At 58.0% G+C, this 19,439-nt stretch carries 14 protein-coding genes and 2 pseudogenes; 11 read left to right on the top strand and 5 right to left on the bottom strand.

Annotated elements, in window-relative coordinates; genetic code table 11:
• The first annotated feature begins 62 nt into the window (after positions 1 to 62).
• The 5 genes from BRAGE_RS0128495 (at position 63) to panC (ending at position 6,221) form a co-directional block, all read left to right on the top strand.
• On the top strand, positions 63 to 1,214 hold the full coding sequence (locus tag BRAGE_RS0128495) for an 8-amino-7-oxononanoate synthase (protein ID WP_027562311.1): 1,152 nt from the start codon (positions 63 to 65) through the stop codon (positions 1,212 to 1,214).
• Positions 1,214 to 1,849, top strand: coding sequence for a dethiobiotin synthase (gene bioD, locus BRAGE_RS0128490; protein ID WP_027562310.1), 636 nt, complete (start codon positions 1,214 to 1,216; stop codon positions 1,847 to 1,849). Before BRAGE_RS0128495 ends, bioD begins: the two co-directional genes overlap by 1 nt.
• Positions 1,846 to 3,111: an adenosylmethionine--8-amino-7-oxononanoate transaminase gene (locus BRAGE_RS0128485; protein WP_027562309.1), complete on the top strand. Its 1,266-nt coding sequence runs from the start codon at positions 1,846 to 1,848 to the stop codon at positions 3,109 to 3,111. Before bioD ends, BRAGE_RS0128485 begins: the two co-directional genes overlap by 4 nt.
• 1,384 nt (positions 3,112 to 4,495) lie before the next feature.
• Positions 4,496 to 5,368 carry a 3-methyl-2-oxobutanoate hydroxymethyltransferase gene (gene panB / locus BRAGE_RS0128475; protein ID WP_027562307.1) on the top strand — a complete coding sequence of 291 codons (873 nt, stop codon included), beginning with the start codon at positions 4,496 to 4,498 and terminating at the stop codon, positions 5,366 to 5,368.
• A gap of 13 nt (positions 5,369 to 5,381) precedes the next feature.
• Positions 5,382 to 6,221 (top strand): pantoate--beta-alanine ligase, encoded by an 840-nt coding sequence (panC, locus tag BRAGE_RS0128470; protein ID WP_027562306.1) that lies wholly within the window; start codon positions 5,382 to 5,384, stop codon positions 6,219 to 6,221.
• A 246-nt stretch (positions 6,222 to 6,467) separates the two neighbouring features.
• On the opposite strand, the gene BRAGE_RS53130 is transcribed toward panC, so the two are convergent.
• Positions 6,468 to 6,671, bottom strand: a complete 204-nt coding sequence (locus BRAGE_RS53130) for a hypothetical protein (protein WP_084334696.1) — start codon at positions 6,669 to 6,671, stop codon at positions 6,468 to 6,470.
• A gap of 1,001 nt (positions 6,672 to 7,672) precedes the next feature.
• Here BRAGE_RS53130 and BRAGE_RS0128450 point away from each other — a divergent pair.
• A complete protein-coding gene (locus tag BRAGE_RS0128450) occupies positions 7,673 to 8,776 on the top strand; it encodes a Fic family protein (RefSeq protein ID WP_027562304.1) in 1,104 nt (367 codons plus the stop codon).
• A gap of 1,262 nt (positions 8,777 to 10,038) precedes the next feature.
• Here BRAGE_RS0128450 and BRAGE_RS49465 read toward each other — a convergent pair.
• From BRAGE_RS49465 to BRAGE_RS0128440, 3 genes and pseudogenes are all read right to left on the bottom strand, one after another.
• A pseudogene (locus BRAGE_RS49465) lies at positions 10,039 to 10,553 on the bottom strand (IS91 family transposase); the annotation flags it as partial.
• Between the two features lie 9 nt (positions 10,554 to 10,562).
• Positions 10,563 to 11,308, bottom strand: a pseudogene (locus BRAGE_RS57620) (tyrosine-type recombinase/integrase); the annotation flags it as partial.
• A gap of 173 nt (positions 11,309 to 11,481) precedes the next feature.
• On the bottom strand, positions 11,482 to 12,228 hold the full coding sequence (locus BRAGE_RS0128440) for a C13 family peptidase (RefSeq protein WP_027562303.1): 747 nt from the start codon (positions 12,226 to 12,228) through the stop codon (positions 11,482 to 11,484).
• 1,172 nt (positions 12,229 to 13,400) lie between these two features.
• On the opposite strand from BRAGE_RS0128440, the gene BRAGE_RS56065 reads away from it, so the two are divergent.
• Positions 13,401 to 13,607, top strand: coding sequence for a hypothetical protein (locus tag BRAGE_RS56065; protein WP_027562302.1), 207 nt, complete (start codon positions 13,401 to 13,403; stop codon positions 13,605 to 13,607).
• Positions 13,608 to 14,226: 619 nt separating this feature from the next.
• Here the strand turns inward: BRAGE_RS56065 and BRAGE_RS0128425 are convergent.
• Positions 14,227 to 14,430, bottom strand: a complete 204-nt coding sequence (locus BRAGE_RS0128425; RefSeq protein ID WP_027562301.1) for a hypothetical protein — start codon at positions 14,428 to 14,430, stop codon at positions 14,227 to 14,229.
• A gap of 263 nt (positions 14,431 to 14,693) precedes the next feature.
• Between BRAGE_RS0128425 and BRAGE_RS49455 the strand changes: the two genes are divergently transcribed.
• The 4 genes from BRAGE_RS49455 (at position 14,694) to BRAGE_RS0128405 (ending at position 19,439) form a co-directional block, all read left to right on the top strand.
• On the top strand, positions 14,694 to 15,056 hold the full coding sequence (locus BRAGE_RS49455) for a hypothetical protein (RefSeq protein ID WP_322596961.1): 363 nt from the start codon (positions 14,694 to 14,696) through the stop codon (positions 15,054 to 15,056).
• A gap of 311 nt (positions 15,057 to 15,367) precedes the next feature.
• Positions 15,368 to 16,537 (top strand): hypothetical protein, encoded by a 1,170-nt coding sequence (locus tag BRAGE_RS49450; protein WP_051378090.1) that lies wholly within the window; start codon positions 15,368 to 15,370, stop codon positions 16,535 to 16,537.
• A gap of 11 nt (positions 16,538 to 16,548) precedes the next feature.
• Positions 16,549 to 18,411: a caspase family protein gene (locus BRAGE_RS0128410; RefSeq protein ID WP_141263209.1), complete on the top strand. Its 1,863-nt coding sequence runs from the start codon at positions 16,549 to 16,551 to the stop codon at positions 18,409 to 18,411.
• Complete coding sequence (locus tag BRAGE_RS0128405) at positions 18,408 to 19,439, top strand: AAA family ATPase (RefSeq protein WP_027562299.1); 1,032 nt, start codon at positions 18,408 to 18,410, stop codon at positions 19,437 to 19,439. Before BRAGE_RS0128410 ends, BRAGE_RS0128405 begins: the two co-directional genes overlap by 4 nt.

Below are 19,439 nucleotides of genomic sequence, written 5' to 3'. Positions count from 1 at the left end.
CCATCCTTCTTCAACGGCCAACGGATCTTTTGCGTGATTTGATGCGATCCTGGGAGCGATGAATGCGGTCAATGCAAGCAGCTAGACTTAGTCCCTACGTCGCAGCGTTGAATGCCTTGAACGAAGATAAACGGCTGCGCTGCCTCAAGCCGCGCGTGGGTATCGATTTCGCATCAAACGACTATCTGGCGCTCGGGTGCGCCCCGCGCTTAAAAAAGGCGATGGTCGCCGCGCTCGAGGCGGGCACTCCGGTTGGGGCCGGCGGGTCGCGGCTTCTGCGCGGCAACTGCGAAGAGCATGAACGGCTCGAAGCGGAGGCGGCTCAGTTCTTTGGTGCGGAGGCAGCGCTTTTCTTTGGAGGCGGCTATATCGCAAATTTTGCCCTCCTGACAACGCTACCGCAGCGCGGCGATCTGCTCGTTCTCGACTCGCTCGTGCACGCCAGTATTCACGAGGGGGCGCGAGCCGGCCGCGCAGAGTGCCGAATTCACGCGCACAATGATCCCCAGTCAATCGAAGACGCAATTCGCGATTGGCGAACCAAAGGGGGAGCGGGCCGCGTCTGGATTGTGGCCGAAAGTCTCTACAGTATGGATGGCGACTTCGCTCCGCTCGAAGAGCTGGTGGCAATCGCCGATCGCCATGACGCATTTCTGATCGTGGATGAGGCTCATGCCACAGGAGCTTACGGGCATCAGGGACGAGGGCTCACGGCCCCTTATGCGAGGCGCGACAATCTCATCGTCGTTCATACCTGCGGCAAAGCGCTCGGTACGGCGGGTGCACTTGTTACGGCCTCCGGCATCCTGCGCGATTTCATGGTCAATCGCTGCCGTCCGTTTATCTTTGCCACGGCCCCATCACCATTGATGGCCGTTGCCGTTCGAGAGGCACTCCTCATCCTGCGGGAGGAGCCGGAGCGGCAGCAACGGCTGGCCGAACTTGTTTCGTTCGCGCATCGGCAGATCACCTCCCTTGGTTTGCACACGCCGTCGACCTCTCAGATCGTGCCGTACATAGTGGGTGACAATGCTCATGCCATGCGACTTGCCTCTGCTCTGCAGGGGCGCGGCTTTGACATCCGCGGAATTCGGCCGCCAACCGTCCCAACAGGCACCGCCCGTTTGCGGATTTCGTTGACACTCAACGTTGGGGAGGCGGACGTGCGCGCAATGCTCGATGCGCTTGTTGAGGTGACGAGGGGCTCGTTTTGATGAATAAGCGGATCGTCGTGGCTGGTACGGACACCGGAGTCGGCAAAACGGTATTTTCCGCAGGGCTCGCCGGCCTTCTAGGCGCGAATTACTGGAAGCCGGTCCAGGCCGGGCTCGAACAAGAGACCGACTCCGAGTGCGTCCGCCGCCTCGGCTGCCTCTCGTCCGATCGCATTGTCCCGGAGCTCTATCGACTTCGGACGCCTGCCTCGCCCCATTACGCCGCGGAGATCGATGGCGTTCGCATAGACACAGAGACGCTTGGACTGCCGGACAGCGGCGAGCGGCAGCTCGTGATTGAGGGTGCCGGCGGACTCATGGTGCCGCTGACAGCGCGCACTCTTTACATTGACATCTTCGAACGCTGGCAGCTTCCCGTCGTGCTTTGCGCCAGGACGGGACTGGGCACAATCAATCACTCCCTGCTCTCCATAGAGGCTCTGCGGAAGCGTCAGATTCGAATCCTTGGAATTGCGTTCATTGGCGAAAGAAACGCCGAAACTGAAAGCGCGATTTGCGAGATCGGGAGAGTGCGTTGGTTGGGACGGCTCCCGTGGCTTGTTCCCCTCACGGACGAAAGGCTGCAGGCCGCTTTCAAAGACTCCTTTCTTGGCAGTGATTTCCTGAACCTATGACGATAGCCAAGAGGTCGCCGGTCTGGCACCCGTTCACGCAGCATGCTCTACAGCAAGACATGACGAAGGTGCTGCGGGGAGAGGGGGCCTATCTCTACACCGAAGATGGCCGACGCCTTATCGATGCAATCTCCTCCTGGTGGGTCGTGACCCACGGCCATTGCCATCCATGCATCGTGAACGCGATCCGAGAACAGGCAGGCAAGCTCAACCAGGTCATCTTCGCCGGATACACTCACGACCCGGCTGAGCAAGTTGCGACGGAACTATTGAAGGTCACCCCCCCGGCGCTCGAGCATGTGTTCTTCTCCGATAGCGGATCAACCAGCGTCGAAGTCGCTCTGAAAATGGCGCTCGGCTACTGGCACAATACCGGAAGACAGCGAACCCGAATTGTCGTGATGCAGCACTCGTACCATGGCGACACGATCGGGGCGATGTCGGTAGGTAGCCGAGGCGTCTTCAATGCGCCCTACGGGGCGCTGATGTTCGAGGTGACCTCGATTCCGTTCCCGGCAAGAGATCGTGAGCAAACGGCGCTTGATGCGCTTGAAAACGCGTGTCGAAACGAACATCCGGCAGCCTTTATCGTGGAGCCCCTGATACTGGGTGCCGGTGGAATGCTGATGTATTCTCCCTCGGTGCTAAGAGAGATGAAGCGGATCTGCGAAGCCTTCGACGTCCTATTCATTGCCGACGAGGTCATGACGGGCTGGGGCCGGACGGGTAGCTTGTTTGCGTGTGAGCAGGCCGATGTCACGCCCGATATTGCCTGCTATTCGAAAGGCCTCACGGCTGGGGCGCTGCCGCTCGCCGTCACACTCTGTCGTGCCGATATTTTCGATGCGCATTATTCTGAAGATCGCAGGCGTACGTTTTTCCATTCGAGCTCATATACGGCCAATCCAGTGGCCTGCGCCGCCGCCAAGGCCAATCTGGACCTATGGCAGCAACAGGAATATCGCAGGCGAGTGGCATCCTTGGCCAGGATGCAAGAACAGGCACTCGCGCCATTTTGCGCCGATTCACGGTTCGCAAACGTCCGACGCACAGGAACAGTCACAGCGCTTGAACTCAACACGAGTGATGCCGGCTATCTGGCGGACATCGGGCCGAAGCTTTTGGCGTTCTTCCAAGCGCGGAATCTGCTCTTGCGCCCACTCGGTAACACGATCTACGTGATGCCGCCTTACTGCGTTACGGCGGCCGACCTTGATGAAATCTATGCTGCCATCCGAGGCGCTGCTGACTTGCTGATGTGAGATGCATGAGACTGTGCAATCGTCTGCAGTGACAGGATCTTGCAAGGCGAAAGTGTCCGTATTGCTGCCGTTTGATAGTGCAAGGAGGATGCTGCGCCCACGGCTAGCAGGCTAATCATGCTTTGAGCACTTGCTTTGATCGCTCCTGATCCAACTGGCGCAGCAATCCTGCGGACTAGCTATGAAAGCGCAGCATTTAGCTGAAATGCCGGCCGAATTGTCTCAATCACGATAGAAAAATCCACTATCTTTGAGGAAATTCTCGGCGAGGCATTCTGTGGAAAGTACTGCTTCGCGAGGCAGCCGCACCTCAGAGTCAAGGCTCTTTGATGGCTGCAAGACCAGGGAGACGGCCCGCCGGGCGGCCGCACCGTTGGTGCATGCGTGGTGCTGCCGTGAGGGTTAGCGGGGCTTCCCAAGTAAATGTCGACAGGAGGCGAGAAATGCACGTTGGCTTCCGTAATTCCCTCGACCATTCAGCCGCATGCTGCGCGATATGCGGCGGAAAGTTTGGGCTGATCCGCCATTACTGGTGGCGAACGGCCCTTTGCTCCAAGCAATGCGTCAACCGCTTCAAGGCGCGACGGGAGGCCGATCAGAAATGGCTTCGATGGTTGCGAGCGGCTTAGGACTGGGCCGAGCTGTGCCGGTACCGCCCTGGTCAGACTTGTTGCGAATTCGAGTGGGCCTATGGAGCGCGTGGAAATCAAGTGACAGAAGCATCGGCAAAAATAATCGACTTCAGGGCCTACAGGGCCGGCAGGCTGGCTCGGTCTGAGCGCCTTCGCGACGACGTCTACTCGACCGCGACTCTCGCTGCGTTCACAGCGGCCTGTCAGCTTTGGACGTTCCTGGCCTGCCATCCGTTCGCTTTGCTCGGCGCGCTAGCGCCGAAGCAGGAGCCTCACGAGTACCCCTAGGGCATGATCCGGAAAAGTGCGCAGCGGTTTTCCGAAAAGATCATGCTCAAACAGCAACCTAAAGCGCGATGACGATCAATCCTAATCTCATCGCGCTTTAGGGCAGGCACGGAGGTGGACCCCCAAGACGGAGTCCCCACTGCGCGCATCTCCAGCTCGGTCCGGTCGAGCCGTCACCGTTTGGAGAGACTGCAATCAGCCCAGAAACGCGTGCAGATGGTGGCTCGTCGCGAGCGTCGCTCCTCGATCGAGGCTCCGGCCGGCACTGAAACTGTTGGGGAAGACGAGCCATCGGGTGGAGAAATCGTGATGAGGAAGGTCTTGGCTCATGGTTGCGCGACCATTGGACTGTTTTTGCACTGTTCTCCAGTTTTAGAGAACTGGGATCTCCATCCTCGATACCATTGACAGGTTTCTCCCGCCTTCTCTAGGAAGCGCGGACGGTGTGTGGGAGCGGATTCAATATGAGCCACAGTTCAGGGCAGCCTCTAGAACGTGTCACGATTCCGGCACTGCAGCAGTGGAAGGATGAAGGGCGTCGTGTCGTGATGACCACCGCCTACGATGCGGTTGCGGCCCGCATCGCGGATCCCATTGTCGATATCATCCTGGTCGGCGATAGCGTTGGAAACGTCTGTCTGGGATTCGACAACACGCTGCCCGTCAGCGTGGCCATGATGAATCATCACCTGGAGGCTGTTGCGCGCACGAGGCCTCATGCCCTGCTTGTGGCCGACATGCCCTTTTTGAGCTTTCATGTCGGTTCTGAGGATACGATTCGCAATGCAGGAGGTTTTCTGCAGCGTGGCGCCGATGCTGTGAAACTCGAGGGGGGTGCCAAACGCGTCGAGATGGTACGCGCCTTGGTCGATTGCGAAATTCCTGTGATGGGACATCTCGGTCTGACCCCGCAGAGCGTCAACGTCATGGGTGGATTCAGGGTGCAGGGAAGGACAACGGATACCGCCTTGCGGCTGCTCGATGACGCGCACCGTCTGCAGGAAGCCGGCTGTTTCGCTTTGGTCCTGGAGGGGATCCCTGCCGAGCTCGCGGCGCGAGCGACCCAATTTCTCACGATACCCACCATCGGAATCGGAGCAGGACCCGATTGCTCGGGCCAAGTGCTCGTGTTCCATGATGTTTTGGGGCTAACCGAAGGCCACCGCCCCAAATTCGTTCGAGCCTATACAAATGGATTCCAGCTGTTCCAGGAGGCGCTATCGCGCTGGGCTGCCGATATTCGCAAAGGTGCATTCCCGGGCTCAGAGGAGTGCTATCGGCTTCCTGATCAGCTTCGCGATGCCATCGCCAATTGGGTGCCCTCCAATTCAATCTGAAGCAAGGTAAGAAATGCAAGTAATTACGAAGCTCGTTGAGCTGCGTCGGGCCCTTGCAGACGTCCGCAACGCCGGTAAGCGCATTGGGTTTGTTCCGACGATGGGATACCTGCACGATGGCCACCTGTCCCTGATCTCGGCCAGCCGTGGACACTGCGACGTCACTGTCGTTAGCATCTTCGTCAACCCCACTCAGTTCGGCCCAAATGAGGATCTCAGCAGGTACCCTCGCGACTTCGCGCGCGATGAAGCCTTGTGCCGTAATGCCGGCGTCTCAATCATCTTCGCGCCAGGTGCAGAGGAGATCTATCCGGCTCAGTTCGAGACCTTTGTCGAGCCGGGCGAACTCGCAAAACCGCTCTGCGGAGGTTTCAGGCCTGGACATTTTCGTGGTGTAGCGACTGTCGTCTGCAAACTATTGAACATGGTGCAGCCGGACCTCGCGTACTTTGGACAGAAGGATTTTCAGCAATGCGCCGTGATACGCCGCATGACGGTTGATCTGAATCTTCCGATCGAAATTGTCACCGTGCCGACCGTGCGGGAGCCGGACGGGCTGGCAATGAGCAGTCGCAACCGTTATCTCAGCCGGGAAGAACGCGGTCGGAGCCTTGCGATCAGCCGTGGCTTGTTCGCCGCAGCGCAAGAGTTTGCCTCAGGGGAGCGCGACGCGGCAACGCTGATTGCGCTTGCAACAAAGCATTTGGAATTGATCGATCGATTGCAGTACCTTGAGCTTGTCGACGCTAGGACTCTCAGCATTGCCGAGAGCCCGCTGCGCTATCCGGCGGTGCTCTGTGTCGCAGCGTACGTCGGCTCGACTCGGTTGATCGACAATGTAGTTCTGAGCTAGCCCGTAGCCAGATCGCGCAAGCGACTGCGCTCAGAAGCAGTCGAATCCGATCAGTTGGCGCTGAAATCCTCAAACATCCTGAAAGAGCTCTCGAACGCGATCCGAAACTGCTCCTTTACGTCCTAAACAACTGCCCCACACCCGATCACTTGATGTCGGTTGATCGGCTTTGCCGCTGACAAAGTGGAGCGAGACGGAGCCGCTCCACTCTGCGGAGAGCAGCCAAGCGCGGGTTCGCTTTTCGTATTATGACTTTGGCGGCTCGCTCAGACGTTCCGGGCCATTCTGACTGCTTTGCGCGCTTTCTACGACGTGGCGCAAAGCAATTTCAGAAAGTCGTACAACCAGCTGTTTGAGGCGCGCAATTTCCTGCCTGCAGCGCTCCAGCTCGTACTGTTCGGCCGTCATCACGGATGTTGTGCGACGTTGCCTGCTGCCGAGATGATTCATGTAGCTCCTTTTCCGATTCGACAAACACAGCAGAAAGTCTGAATTGCCCAGTCGGTTCTCTTCGCTGAACGAGGCGTCTCGCCGTCAGATCGGAGTTTTCACATGCAGCCGGCGGCGGGCTGGTTTGCTAGCTCACTCCCCTGCAAAGGGCTCGCGCCCAGCTCGCTGATGCGACCGCCCTTCGGCGACGCCATCTCGCTCATGGCTCATGCTCAGTTGCAGTATTGGCTCACAATGTGGCCGCGGAATATGCCGCCTCCGGGTGCGTGTGATCGCTCTGGGCGGAGAGACTGTAACAAAATGGCAATATCGATTAATGCGACGAGCCGCGCTCCCGCGCTCAAATCCTGCATTACGGCGGCACCCCCGATGATTTTTCACACGACGTTCGGGTGCCCGTGTGCCTGGGTCCTTCGGCTAAACCAGGCTTATATGTCCAAAACGCAAGTCGCTACTGAGATCATCCGCCTGCAAGCGGGCATTCCCAAAGGAGGCTCGCTCAAAATCGTGTGCTGCCAATACGTGCGATTAATCAATAGCCACACGCCCACCATGAAATCGCTTCACGATCGCGAGACAACCTCCCCAAGCTGCATAAAGCCGAAGATCGCCAAGAGCGGCTAGGGGGCGAGTCACGGGTCACTGATCGTAGGCGCCGGATCTTGGCGCGATTTCGTCGAAAATACGGGGCGGGCGCTGGTTTTTGGTGTGAAGATAGAGGGGAGCGCAAGCCGATGATCGATGTGATCTTTCCTTCCTATTTTCAGGCCGAAACACACGTCGTCAGCCTTCTCGAGCCGCGGCTTGGAGATCTCATTGCGTCCTAAAGTCGTAAATATAATTAAGGACAATCAAAGATTGCATTTCGGAAAACATTAAATAACAAATGCTTTTGCTTTGAGTGCAGAGAATCAAGTGTACATTCTCGTCAAAAAACGATGAGAATGAGATTGCGGATGACGAGATTGAGCCATATAATCTCCTCAAAGGATGCAGAGATTATGGGTTATATCCAGCAACTGGAGGGCTGGCCGGACTTCGCCTGGAAGGCCGACGAGCTTACTGAAAAGCTGGCCGCCGTTCGCCACAAGCAGGGTCGACTCATAGGTCGCATGGAGCAATTGGGGTTCAATCTCCGTGCCGAAGCTTCTCTCCAAACTTTGACCGAAGAAATCGTCGAGTCCAGCGAGATCGAAGGCGAAAAGCTGGATCGAGATCAGGTCCGCTCATCTATTGCTCGACGTCTCGGTATGGACGCAGGTGGGCTGCCGTCCGCTGACCGAAACGTTGAGGGTGTAGTCGAGATGATGCTCGACGCGACCGAGAAGTACGAACAACCTTTGACGAAGGAAAGGCTGTTCGGTTGGCATGCTTCGCTGTTCCCTACCGGCTATAGCGGCATGAGCAAGATCAAAGTGGGCGGTTGGCGGGACGATACGTCAGGGCCGATGCAGGTGGTATCTGGTCCAATCGGCAAGCCGAAGGTCCATTATGAAGCTCCGGCCGCCGACAAGCTTGAAAAGGCGATGGAGGACTTCATCGCTTGGTTCAACAACTCTGGCTCGCTTGATCCTGTTCTCAAAGCGGCTGTTGCTCACCTTTGGTTTGTCACCATCCACCCATTCGAGGACGGCAATGGCCGCATTGCACGCGCGATTGCTGACCTTGCGCTGGCCCGATCGGAGCAGAGCAGGCAGCGCTTCTACAGTATGTCGGCCCAGATCCGCAAAGAGCGGAATGGATACTATGACATCCTCGAAGCGACTCAGACGGGTGATCTTGACATCACCGAGTGGTTGGCGTGGTTCTTGGATTGTCTGGATCGTGCGTTTGACGGTGCTGAAGAAATCTTGGGCGGCGTGTTGCGAAAGGCCAGTTTCTGGGAGAAGTTCCGCGAACTGGCGCTCAACGCGCGTCAGCGCAAAGTTCTCAATCGTCTGCTCGATGGTTTCGAAGGAAAGCTTACTTCATCCAAATGGGGTTTGCTGACGAAGGTTTCACAGGCGACGGCCTCCCGCGACATCGACGAATTGGTTGCTCGGGGAGTTCTGAAGAAAGACGCGGCGGGTGGGCGGAGCACAAGCTATTCTCTCGTAGAGGACTAAACGGCCAGGACTGGGCACTGGATAAGGTCGGCCCGGATGCATCGCGGGTCTTTCCCGCGATACAACAGCAAATGGCAGAGCAGTTCAGGTCTTGCACAGTAAAATAGCCCGAGACCGGTTCGAAGCGCTCGTCGAGAAGACCGCCGCGAGCCGCGCGGTCAGTTAACTTTTGTTGTTCTTGCACCGTGTGGGTCCGCTGGCGGCACGAGGCTTTCGTCGATTTCATGGATCTGCGGGAGGATCTTCGATCGCCATACGCGGCCGATAGTGTGCAACTCTTGTCAGTTTCTCCGAAGAGCTCCACATCAAGCATCGTGCAGACGCAGCCTCCGAAATAAGCGTCTGATGAGCCAAACGGAGCTTCTCAATGTTTTCGAAGAGAGCGTTCCTCGGCCGGCGCAGCTTTGCGATTGCCGCCCGACTTTCGTCTCGCTGCCGGCGAGCCTCTGATATAATCGTTGCGGCGCGATCCAAGAGGTCATGTCCTTCATCCCGCGCTTCGGAACGATAGGTCGCACTAGAACAAAGGAGCAAGAAGAGCGCGCGATCAGCTTTGTAACGTGCTCCCGCTCGAGTATGCTCCGAGCCTGACATAAGAATTTGTCCCGCTGCTGCGTTGACGGCCCATTTCCAGCGGCTTCGCCCGCACTTCTTCAGCACGACTGTGAAATGTGCGAACGGCTGATATTCCCGCATGCCACGCCCCCAAGGACTGTTCAGGAGGGCAGTTTATGGGACCGATCTGATCAGGCAAGGTCGACTCTTGCAGAGCGATTTATCGCCCTTGTGGCATCCGTCGGCCATGCCATAGGTGGTTCTTGCCCACTCCACTCAAGGACATCGCGGACCTTCAGATCTTTTGCAAGTCGTTTTGGCGGCACCACCGGAGCCATCCCGCTTAACATGAGTTAATGCCCCAGCTGCCGCACCTAGAAGGCCTATGCTACTAGACGACCGGAAATGCTGCGCGAGTACATCAAGAACCGAGTCGCTCGGCAGCGCGTCAACGATGAAATGATGCAGGGGTATGCTGGCGGCGCTCGCGGCAAGCGTCGGCATGATCGGAGGAATTGCTGAAGCTTCCGGTGCCCGTCGTCTGGGCATCCGGAGCCGCCCATAACGTAAGGCCATCACCAGTGGCAGCCTGTGCCGATATTGGGTCTTGTGCAGGTTTTTGGACGCCGGCACCAAAATGGCTCCGCAGGCACAATTGACTGGCGTCCAAAAAGTGCCAAGGCACGAAGTCGCGGGGAATTGGCACCGCCTCCGCCCGGCACGATCATGTGCACGTATGGATGATGGGTGAGCGCCGAGCCCCGGTGTGCAACACGGCCGTAACACCGATCCGTGCGCCGAGGCGCTTGGGATCGACGGCGATGGCGAGCGTTCTCTCGGCCGCCGCCTTCATCAGTAGGTCATAGACCACGCGCTTGTTCTGGTAAGTGATGTCGCGCAACTGCCTCGGCAGCGTGTACACGGCGTGGAAGTACGGCACCGGCAACAGCTCCGCTTCGCGCCCGGCCAGCCATTGGCGTGACGCCACAGCCTGGCACTTTGGACAATGACGGTTGCGGCAGGAGTTATAGGCGATCTCCGTATGGCCGCATGCTACGTTCTCGCAGCGTGCGACATGCCCGCCGAGCTCTGCCGTGCGGCAGCGCTCGATGGCACTCATCACCTTCAACTGGTCGAGGCTGACATGCCCGCGATTGGCCTCGCGCCACGCAGGGCCGTGATCTAACAAATGGGTCGCGAAGCTTTGACGGAGCGCGTGCAGAGATGGCGCCTTGCGCAATCCACCGTCTTTGACCGCCTCCTTGAACAGCCGGCTGAACTGACGCGTGGTCAAGGGCCGATGTTGACTGCGGCCGGGAAACAGACAGCGCTGTTCCGGCGCGACGCCGGCATCATGCCTGGTCGGTCGCACCTTCCACCATTGTCGCAACAGGTCGAGGACTTCCACCGGCAGCATCACGTTGCGGTCCTCGACTGCACGATACGGATGATCATCTGCGCACTATCGATGTCGCCCGCGCGCAGCCGCACCACTTCGCCGGCACGCAGACCGCAGCCATAGGCCAGCGTCAGCATCGCCTGCGCCTTGAGCCTCGTCGCCATGGTCAGGACACGTTTGACCTCCTCGGGGCTCAGCACCGGCGGTAGCTTCAGCGACTCCTTGATGTGCCAGACCTCGGCCGCCAGATAGTGGCGGCGCAGCGTGACTCGGAACAGGAACCGCAACCCGGTCATGATCCGATTGCGGTTGCAGATGGTGGCACCATTCTCGATGAGGTGCAGCTGAAAATGCCGTACCTCATCGGGTGTGGCCGTATCGGGCGAGCGCCTAAGCAAGGCGGCAAGCCGCTTGCAGCTTTGGATGTGACTGCGTTGCGTGTGGGGGTTAACTTGCGCGCAGCCACATCTTCGATCACACGCTGGCGCAGCGGACTGACGGTGTTGGTCTCGCTCATGGGGAGCTCCATTCTGAGAGAGGTTGTCGACACCTCGATTTCTCAGGCCGGGGCTCTCCAACGGCTATTGGGATCCTCTCGACCGACTACCGCTCTCTCGGCTCTTGCCGCCGCACAGCGGGCTGGAGCGCAGCGACTTTGTGCTTTGGCCCGAATACGAAGTCTAACGGCAGCCAAATGGTCTGCTTGTCGGGGGTGACCGGAGCAATAACCTCTGCGCTCACGGCCGGTTGTTCAAGGGCGTCCGACGAGCAATGGCAGCACGTCCGCACCGCCCGCCATGAGCGGATTCGACGGCTCAAAATGTTCCCGCAATTCTCGCTTCCGGACGAGTGAGCGCGCATCGAGAAACGCATCCTTCAGGCTGGCGGCTTTCCGGAGCGCGACGTTGAAAAAAGCGTCCCCAAAATAGGTCCACTTGGCCTTGTCCTGGCAGCCGAACGACGGATGCTTGTCATCGGCCGCGGTGATGACCAGCACATCGGCAGTCGCCAGGCGCGGGATAAAAACTCCGGAATAACAAGCCGAGATGACCACCACCTTGTGTCGCACACCTGTCCTCGCGAGCATGTCGCGGAGACGAGATGGTGTAAGCGTTTCTGTCAGCTGCCCCGCTTTGATTGCAAGGCCATCAGTAGAGCCATGCGAGGTGAGAATCAAAAAGAGAACATCTTTCTCGGGATCCAAGCGGTTAGCTACCGTCTGCAACGACTTGGTCAGAGCTTCGATCGTTGCATTTCCCCCTTTCTTGGAATTGTACTCCACGTTGATCGGTCCAGTCTCGAAACGGCCGGCCACGACCTGAGCCGCGCCGGTTGCCTCGGATCTAAACACGCCTTGATCCCCATACAGGCCAAAGGACACCACGCCAAGCTTTGCAGCGTCCTCAATAGCATGTACCGGAAGAACCAATGGCCAGATGGTCAGAAAAAAAGCGACTAGCGGCGCGCCAAGCCGCCTGATCGAGGACCTGGAGGTCATCGCGAACCTCGTTTCGAGATCGCCGCTTCAGAACTGCGGCTCAATACAAATAGCGTAAAGCCAGTGGATTTTCATCCTTTCGAATGAAGTGCAAGGTCCGGGCATGGCGGACGGCGGCCTTCGATGCGCCTCAAAAAAAAAGGTCAGCTTGTCAGGCAGGCCCGGAAGCCCCGATCCGGCACATTGGGGGCCGAGTCTGACGTTCAGTCGGGGCCGCCCCAATCGAAACCTACGGCGATCCGACGAGTTGATCCGACAAGGCTTCGGGGCTTAGCAACGCGCGAGCCATGCAATGACCTGCTTATCCGCGAAGGATGCTCTCGACCGTGTTGACCATGAGCTCGGCGTTTTGCTCGAGGTCGGCTTCTTCGCGTGGATGGGGATATTCTGATCCCAAACGGAAGCCCCACGCCGGTTCGCAAGTCGCAGGGCTGGTGAAGGCGCAGCTCCAGACCTTCGCCTCCTGAGACCAAACAATGAGATGCGCAACATCGCCTGGGCCATGACACCGTCCGACGAAGCCGGCTCCTACTGCGGGTTCAGCGCCTAGGCGATTATCACATGGGCTTGCCGCGGCTTGAATTTGGACAAACGTCAACCAGCCTGATGATAGGAGACTCAAGCCTGCGCCTCCGCCCTTAATTGGCATCGCATCAACAGTGGTCGATCCCATCAGTCCAAAAGGCTGCATCAACTTCGAGTCGAAAAGCGCGAGCTGTCCGTCGTAGATTTCGAATTTCGGTCGCGCGGCGCGGCGATCGACGTCTCTTATTTTGTTGATGTTTTAGGTTTTTGTGCTTCTGGCCGCAATTGAACCTGATGAGGTCCGCAACCGAACGGCACCCTCCGAACACATTGGCCTGCCGCAGCCGGCCAGCCAATCCGGCGCGCATAGAAGTCCCAGCATGCCCGGCGTAATCGCAGGGCGTCGCATTGGGCTCTGAGCTCTGCCAAGCTTGTCTGTTAAGCCGGAGAGGAGCGACGAGAAAAGCAAAAGCAGGCCGGTTAAGCGAGCTGCCGCAATTGATCCGCGATCGCAGAGATGCTGGGCATAGCACCGTCGTGAAAATCGACTGACGCGCAGTCACGAAGCCTCATACGATCTGATGTACTTGCGTTGCCGCCCAGCAAATGCCCATTATCTTCCTCGATGGAATGAGGGAGATCTCCCAATGCTGGACGGTGTCACGACCGCGCTCCTGCGCACGATCTTGGAGGAGGTTTGCGAGAACGTCTCACCGTATGACGCCGGCGTCCGCGCCTACGTTGCCTCCAAAATCCTGGAGGCCGCCACCAGAGGTGAGACGCGCCCCGATCTGCTTAGACAGATCGGTCGGGAAGCTCTTTCCAAAGCGCCAACGATGTGGCGATACACCTAGGACCTGGCTTGTCATTGAGGTAAATTTCCAAATCACAGTGCTGAAGATCCTGGCCTGTTCTCTAGGTTCGCGCCGTCGCGCCGCCTGCGGCGTAGCGATCCGGCCAGCTCGCAGAGGTCTGTTGTGGTCGCAAATCGATGGCGGCCTACGTCACCCAAGACGCAGCGTCATCGGATGGAGCATTGTGATGGCGCATCCTTTCGCGCGCAGCGGACGCGAACGCGATCCACGTGTTGAAGCTCATTGTTCATGTCGTGGCTCATAAACCATCCAACCCTTCCCGCCCTTCCGAACGAAGAATCTGTTTTGCGAACAAGCGCCGTCAGTCAATCTTAGCCCCCAGGTCATTGCCTCGATACGTCACGATAGGCCCATGCAAGCCGCCGCGCCGCATTTGCATATGTGAACCGGTAGGCGGGTTGCTCGCTGCGAGCGGCCAAGCGTTGAAAGAGAGCAGCTCGCGCAAAAGGCAGCGCATCCAAGCCTTGGCGCACGCATCCTTGCGCGCCACGATACCGGGGAGGCGTTGTGCTCATAACATTCATTCGCAAATGCGGGCGAAGTCAGTCTTCGGCGCCGGAGCGCCGTCAACTCACGCGAGCCGGTGCGCCGTTGCTGTTTACTCCTGTGGGAGCGCCGCAAGTGCCTTTTCGATCACTGTAATTTCTTGACTGATCTGAGCGATTGCTTCCTTCGGATCAGTTCCGGTAACGCGGTTCAACTTCTGCAGTAGCTCCCGCCGATGCGTCAGAAGGTTCTCCAGCGCGCTGCGGTTGTTTAGTTTCACATAGCCGTCCACAATCAATCCAATCGAAAGAGACATCGAAACTCTCAAACAAACCTGTTCTCAACGAAGCTGCGTATAGCACATCGGCAGATGATGTTCAGCTCGCCGGGAGAGAATACTGGCGGGCGAGCTTGTTGGCGACAAGCGTCCGCCACCCGCGGCCTGCCGACTATTCCTTGCGCCTTACAAGCGTCCAGCTCTGTTTGAGGGACTACCGGAGCAGAAAATCGGCGCATGGCGAGCGAAAAACGCTGCGGATCGTCGAAATGGAAATGCTAGGAATGATATCACGAGCTGCCATGCCGAACGGTTTCCGCGATGCGACGACAGGCAGCGCGTTAACCAGCGACATCTCGCCTGAATATCTCTTCGTAGACATTGCGACGACGTCAGGAGCGTCCAGGATGCTCGATGAATACTTCGCCCGCATTCGTGCTTACCGCAACAACATCCACCGCTATCGTCGCCTGCTGAAGTCGAACCTGTCGGATGTGGAGCGTCAGTTCATCGAAAAACGCCTCACCGAAGAGCAGATCGCGCTCGAGTCTCTTTCGGCCGAAACCTTCCCGCTCGCGTTTGGCCTTCGGAAAGGGGGCGGACGAGCCGGCGAGCTAGGTGCGGAGCCGCGAACGACGTGCGCGTCCGGAACCCCGGCGGTCTGATCTGCTGACCTGCGTGGGGCGCCGTGGCACCCTAGTTCTACTCAGGGATGCCCAATTTTTCCGACGAAATCGAATTAAAGATCAATATGTTAGTTAGAGTGTCTCTGGGACGCGCACGCGACTCATCGAAGCAAAATGGCCGCGCGAGCGAGCGGCCGTTTGTCCCTGGGACGAGCGGGCTGGCAAGGGAATAGCCTGGCTCAGTAGGTTGAGCGTGCGCGTTCCGTCCGCGTTCCAACAGAACGCCACCGATTGAAGACGTGCAGGGGGCGCGGTAGGCTCGTGCAGGTGGTGATCAGCGGAGTCCTATCATGCCGCAAGGATCTATTCTTCTCGTGCACGGCACTGGTGTTCGCCTTGGCAATTACGAGAAGAGCTTAGAGGTCGCCGAGAAAACGGCCAGCGAGTGCAGCTTGGGACGGAATTTGTTCCCCTGTGCTTGGGGAGACCCCCTCGGGGTTGAATTCGAAGGGCTTTCTCTTCCGGATGTTCCGACCGCGGAAGTCGAGCTCAAGGCGGAAGAGGATCTCGCTCAGTGGATCTGGATCCTAGATGATCCGCTTGTCGAACTTTCCTTGCTCGGAATTCCCGATGGAAGTGCTGCAAATGCAGGCGTTCTGAATCCGGAAGGACCAACGCCGGCCGAGCAAAATCTCGAACAGGTGAGGGCGTACGCTCCCAGCCTGGAGTTCCGGCAATTGCTCGCTCGCGGTGGCCTTGAGGATGTTTGGGAGCCCGCCCGAACCCGGATTTTATCCGATAAGGTCACCGAGCGCGCATTTGAGGCGTCCGAGCATGAACCTCAAGAAGCGTTCCGCGCGCTCGCCCGAGCTTTGGTGGCGCAGCTGCATGTGGAAGCCATCTCTCGCTCGCGCCCCGCTCTGTCCGCCGTTCACCGCGAGAAGCTGGTGCAGCGGCTCTTGATTGACTGGAAGCAACAGGTGTTCGGGATAAGCGACCGATTTCTCAAATTTGTGGCGCGCGCCGGGACGAGATACGTCAGAGATCGTCGCAACGCGCTCAATGCGGTCGCGGCTCTCCCTCTCGGAGACGTCCTGCTTTATCAGACCAACGGAGCCAAGATCCGCTCGTTCATTAAGAGCAAGATTGAGTCCTGTCCTGCGCCAGTGACCATCGTCGCACATAGCCTCGGCGGCATCGCCTGTGTGGATCTGCTGGCTTTAGGCGACATTCCGCAGGTCGATGGTCTCGTGACCCTCGGCTCCCAATCGTCGTTCATGCACGAAATAGGTTCGCTTTCCTCATTGAAACTTGGAGAGAAGCTGCGCGAAGGCTTTCCGAGATGGCTGAATGTCTTCGACAGAAATGATTTTCTGAGTTTCTTCGCCTCGAGAATTTTTCCCAATGCGATCGATTTCGAGGTCGCCTCAGGGCAACCCTTCCCTGAATCTCACAGCGCTTACTTTGGCAACGAGGTCGTCTGGACCAGGATCAGAAGTTTCATCACCGGGCAGGAATAATGAGAGAGATTGTGGCCGTAATCGTTGGAATTGAGAAATATTCCCGTAGCGGAATAGATATCTCCTCGCCGTTTGCTAACGCGATGACTGCTGCTCGCCACCTCTTGGGGATGGGCGCCAAGGCAAAGAACATCCACCTTCTCGTCAATCGGACCTCATCGTCGGACGGGTGTAGGGGCGAAGTGGACATCGAGAGACTTCGGGCCAAGGGCGTAACAGTCTTGGAGGAACCGACGAAGGCGGCTATTCTCAATGAACTGGCCTCCGTTCCAGCTGGGATACCGCCGGACTCGCGGCTGTTCTTATACTGGTGCGGACATGGATATGCCGGCGCAGGAGATCGGATCCTTCTCTGCAGCGACTACGATGCTGGGAGATGCGATGACCGAACTTTCAATGCCACACGGAGATTCCGCCGGCTCGGCTCCCATCCGGAGTACACTTGTTTCACCGAGCAGATCTTTCTGGTCGACGTCTGCGCAAGGTACAGCGACGTGATTGATCCGGACCAGCTTTCGGTCAGCGGGCAACGGCACGCAAGACAGGTCGCAGCTTTCGCCACACGGGAAGGCGGGTACTCCAGAGGCGGATTTTCTGACGTCGCGCTGGATTGGCTTGGTCGGCAGAAAACCTGGCCTGACACGGGTATTGTGCTCGAGACACTCCTACCTGAGCTGGATAAAGCCAAGCTGAAGCCGTTCACGCTTGATGCCGATGACGAGGCGACGACGATCGCAGGCCGACGGTTCGGCGGAGCCTCCGCACGGTCATATCCGCCCCATGTATTGGAGATGCAGGCGTTGCTTGCCAGCGCAAATCTGAGTTCGCAAGCAATCCGCAACTCCTATGAGGCGACCCTTGCAGATTTGAGACTGCCAGTGGAAGGTGATCCCGACTTGGTCCAGATGCTCGCCGAGCTCGCGGAAATGTTGGATGCCGAGCACCTTACGGACATATCGGACGCCTTCCTGCAATTCGTGACGAGGCTCAGTTTCGATCCCGAGGGCGCGCCTCTGAAACGGTGGCTCGAGGAGTTGCCAGCACCTCTCGCGTACCGGCGAAACTCGGTCAGGGAAAGATTAGCCGCCGAAGCAGACGAGAAGCTGCTTATCGTTGAAATTGACGGCAATGAACGCGCAGACCCTTCGCTTCTTTCCGCATTTGCATGCACGCGGGCGGGGAAGTGGCTGAATGTTCCGCCTTTCCAACGGCAGCTAGCGGATTGGGATGAGCTGAGCGCTGCCGTGAACAGCGCGCTCGACTCCATGGTTCAGAAAGGAGTCCAGATCAGCGAGATCCAATTCGTGGTGCGGCCTTTCCTATTTCATCACGAATTCCACAAAATACCGCGGCCCAACGAGGGCGAACTAGGTGAGCACTACGTCGTGGTGCTGCGCGACAAGTACCGAGCCTATCAAGATCCGCCGCCACAAGCCGTTCTGGCTTACAAGCAGGCAATGGCGAAATGCTCGCCGGACAAGATCAAGCTCGTACAGATTCCGAGCGAAGCAACCAAGCTGCCGCAGATGTTTTCTGGTGATCAAGGCTTCTGCTATGCCGGCTTCATTTGCGGGCCCGATCCTCACGCGGAAACAGGGCGCCGCGATATTCTAAGACGCGTGGTGCTGCGCGGAGTTGGTTACGCCTATTGGCTTCAGAAGGAGCCGGCCTGCGGCGGAGACTGGACGATCGCACTGAAGAAATATCTTCTAGACGCCCTAGCCGGTGTGGGTCAGCTCAAAGACCTTCCAAGCTGGATTCGTAACGGACGGCAGGAATGCAACGACTTGGCGGTGCACGGGGCCTTGCTATGGGACGATCCTGATTTCAAGCCATTTTTGAAACTCTCATCTCCTTCGCGAACGAGCACATGACACAAGACTGGAAGATATTTACCGGCAAAGACGCAGAACAGACCGACAGGCTCTACGATCTTCCGCCGGCGCCGCCATGGCGGTTCGCTGGCCGCAACAGCCAATTATCGCGTCCCGCGGGGCTGGACTTGGCCTCCGAGAAGAAGAGGGCCGACCCCTTTATTCCCACTGAACCGATGAGGATGGCTGTCAATGCTGCCCTCTATCTTAGGCGCCCGCTGCTCCTTACCGGCAGGCCAGGAACTGGCAAATCGACCCTCATTTCGAAAGTTGCTTACGAACTCCGCCTTGGATCTGTCATCCGTTGGCCGATCTCCTCGAAATCTACAGTGAAGGGCGGGATCTACGAGTATGATGCGGTTGGCCGCCTCCAAGCGAGCAAGACAAAGGATCCGCCTGTGGAGGACTTCCTCCGCCTTGGCCCCTTGGGTACAGCGCTGATGGGCCAGACCTGGCCGCGGCCTCTGCTCATCGATGAGATCGACAAGTCCGATCTGGATTTCGCCAACGACTTGCTGAACGTTATTGAAGAGGGTACCTATGAAATCCCCGAGCTCGTGCGCCTGAAGCCGAAGCCGACGACAGCCCGATCCCGGAAGCGGGGCACGAATGCGCATGAAGTCCGGGTGCGAGACTACTTTGGAGATCTGGTCACGATCGCCGACGGAAGGATCGTGTGCGGCGAATTTCCCTTTGTGGTCATCACTTCGAATGCTGAGCGCGATTTTCCTGCTCCTTTTCTGCGCCGCTGCATCAGATTGAACGTTACCCAGCCCTCCGAGACACAACTGGCTGACATCGTCGAATCACAGCTCGGCAAGTACGAGGATGAGGATCGCACGAATAAGAGACGTCACCTCATCCAGGAATTCGCGGAACGGCTGGCAAAAAATGAGGATCTCGCAACGGACCAGCTGTTGAACGCCATGTTCCTGACGGTCTCGCTAGCCGATGGTACAAGATCCTTCGACAAGGAGGAACTCGAACAACTGAAGCAAAACCTTCTCCGCTCACTCACCGCGAGCTGA

The sequence above is a fragment of the Bradyrhizobium genosp. SA-4 str. CB756 genome (assembly GCF_000473125.1).
Classification (GTDB): Bacteria; Pseudomonadota; Alphaproteobacteria; order Rhizobiales; family Xanthobacteraceae; genus Bradyrhizobium; species Bradyrhizobium arachidis.
This window is presented reverse-complemented; position numbering and strand designations above follow the sequence as displayed.